Source organism: Longimicrobium sp., from assembly GCA_036389135.1.
In the GTDB taxonomy this organism is placed as follows: domain Bacteria; phylum Gemmatimonadota; class Gemmatimonadetes; order Longimicrobiales; family Longimicrobiaceae; genus Longimicrobium.
The window spans coordinates 1-1,939 of sequence record DASVQP010000113.1 but is presented as its reverse complement, the minus strand read 5'-3'; the positions used below and the strand labels follow the sequence as shown (position 1 = coordinate 1,939).

The 1,939-nt window shown below is 70.1% G+C and carries 2 protein-coding genes; both read right to left on the bottom strand.

Translation table 11 applies throughout. The features are described 5' to 3' along the window. Window positions 1–95: 95 nt before the first annotated feature. On the bottom strand, window positions 96–728 hold the full coding sequence (locus VF584_23070) for a flavin reductase family protein (GenBank protein HEX8213076.1): 633 nt from the start codon (window positions 726–728) through the stop codon (window positions 96–98). Window positions 729–1,179: 451 nt separating this feature from the next. Beyond that, the gene (locus tag VF584_23065; protein HEX8213075.1) at window positions 1,180–1,626 is read right to left on the bottom strand and encodes an HIT family protein; all 447 of its coding nucleotides are present in this window, start codon (window positions 1,624–1,626) and stop codon (window positions 1,180–1,182) included. Window positions 1,627–1,939 lie beyond the last annotated feature (313 nt).

The window sequence follows — 1,939 nt, the reverse complement described above, 5'->3', positions numbered from 1 at the left end:
CACGTTTCCCGACGCGTGAGCGAGCAAGGTGAGCCGGTACGGTCGGGAAGGTGCGGGCCAGCGCGGCACGGCGCCGACCGCAGGGACCTACTCCGTCACCGGTCCCGTTGGCCAGGCAGGAAGGCTCCGCCATCCGTCGGGCGCAGCGCCTCGAACATCTCGGTCACCGCGGCATAGTCGCGGTAACCGCAGCGCGCCAGCGGCTGCGCGGCAGCCGTGTCGAACCGCCCGTTCCGCAGATACGCGTCGTCGATGTGGACGCCGACCACCTGCCCGATGATGAGCCAACCCTCCAGCGGCTTGCCGTCCACATCGTGGAACCGCATGGAATGCACCACCCGGCATTCGAGCGCGGCCGGTGAGGCCGCGACACGCGGGGCGTTCACGATGCGGGACGGCGCCGTCGCCAACCCCGCGGCCTCGAACTCGCTCTCACCGGACGCCAGCGCCCCGGAGGAGATGTTCATGGCCTCGAAAAGGGGGCGCGTGCAGAGGTTGAAGACGAACTCGCCCGTCGCGATGGCGATGCCCGCGCTGTGCTTCATCGTCTCGCTGGTGAAGGCGAGCATGGGCGGCCGCGAGTGGACCGCGTTGAAGAAGCTGTAGGGCGCGAGATTGGTCCGCCCATCGGTGTCGACCGTGGAGATCCAGCCGATCGGCCGCGGCGCGACGATGGCCTTGAAAGGATCGTAGGGCAGGCCGTGGCCGTGCCGGGGCTCGTAGAACATGGCGGATCCCTCGCTACCGGTTTCTGCTTGTACAGCGCTGTAGGCTTTGATGCTCCTATAGAGGTCAAGCACCGGTTTGCTCTGGGTGGGCTGCTCTGGGCGCGCGGCAGAGATGGCCGAAGATCTCGCGCGCCACGAAGCGCTTGAGACAGCGGATGATCTCCGGCTTGCTCTTCCCCTCCGCGGTGCGGCGTCGGGCGTAGTCGATGGTGGGTCGGTGGGCGCGCATGCGCATGACGACCACGCGCTTCTACGCTTGGCTGCGCGCGAGCCCCAACCTCCAGACCAGGGCCGAGGGGGATGCCGAGCTGCGCGGGACGCCGCGTCCACGGTGCACCTGTGTGGTCCCAGGGAGCGATGGTGCATCTTTGACCCACGAGGGGGAGGATGCGCTATGGGCCCGCCCGCGGCTGGCGCCAGTCGCCCGGCGGAACGCCTGGCACGCCGGGTATCACGCGCTCTCCCCCGCCGGCCAGCGCGACCGCAGCGCCGCGACCAGGCCGTCGAGCACCGCCGCCTCGGGCTGCACCGCCTGCGCCAGCGCGGGTGGGCCGGGCCAGCCGGCATCGGGAAAGGCGACGCCGGCATGCTCGCGCTGCCCGGCATAGCGCGGGAAGACGTGGAAGTGCACGTCCGGATCAACCATCATGAGCATCAGGTAGTTGATCTTTTCGTAGCCCACGAAGTCCCGCAGCATGCGCTCCACGCGCGCGACCACTCCGTGCAGGTCGGTGAAGGCTTGCGGGCTCACCGCGCCGAAGGCGGTGGCCGGTTCGCGGCAGACGAGGACGAGGGAGCCGAGCGTGACCTGCTGCGGGCGGACCAGCACGGACCAGTGCGCCGTCTCGGCGACGAGCGTGCCGGGGAAGCCGAACTTTTCCGATGTGGCGTTCGCCATGCGGGACCTCGGGAACCGGCGAGCCGGGGGGCGCCGCGCGGTTGCGGCTTCGGGCCCCTATAACCTTCGCAGGAAGACACGGCCAACGCCGTACAACGCGGGGCGGCCTCGCTCTCCTTCTCCTGATCGGCTCGGCCGCCCGGCGGGGGCAAGCCGCACGACAGCGCGGTCCGTGCACCGAGATGCCGCAGCGAGGAAGCAGCGCCGGCCCGGCGCCGCGATCCATTCGGAGACTCGCCCCAGCGCGCCACGCCGTCCCCGTATCCTTCGGCGCCGGGAAGGTGACTCCGGCGAGGTGTTTTTGTGCCTGCCT

Coding starts and splice junctions, on each gene's coding strand:
- VF584_23070 (HEX8213076.1), bottom strand. CDS start 728: ATGTTCTACGAGCCCCGGCACGGCCACGGCCTGCCCTACGATCCTTTC.
- VF584_23065 (HEX8213075.1), bottom strand. CDS start 1,626: ATGGCGAACGCCACATCGGAAAAGTTCGGCTTCCCCGGCACGCTCGTC.